Source organism: Pelomonas sp. CA6, assembly GCF_022549225.1.
In the GTDB taxonomy this organism is placed as follows: domain Bacteria; phylum Pseudomonadota; class Gammaproteobacteria; order Burkholderiales; family Burkholderiaceae_C; genus Roseateles.
This window is the reverse complement of record NZ_JAKZFD010000084.1, coordinates 1-232: the sequence shown is the minus strand read 5'-3', so window position 1 is coordinate 232 and position 232 is coordinate 1. Positions and strand designations below refer to the sequence as shown.

The window sequence follows — 232 nt, the reverse complement described above, 5'->3', positions numbered from 1 at the left end:
CGGATCTGGTCGGAGCCCAGCGCGTTGAGGTCATCGCTGGAGAGGTTGTTGACTTGGACCGTGGTCAGGTTGGCCACCTGGGCGGTGGACAGGCCCTGGATCTGGGCCGAACCCAGCGCATCGATCTGCGCGGTGGAGAGCGAGCGCAGCGCGGCGGTGTTTAGCGCACGCAGGTCTTGCGTTTCCAGCGCGGCGACCTGGTCGGTGCCCAGGCCGGCGACCTGGCGCGAGC

1 protein-coding gene is annotated in these 232 nt (G+C 69.0%); it reads right to left on the bottom strand.

All coding sequences use genetic code 11. From position 1 onward, the window contains the following. Positions 1-232 (bottom strand): hypothetical protein (locus LZ017_RS22005; protein ID WP_241399062.1); only part of this gene is annotated, 232 nt, incomplete at both ends.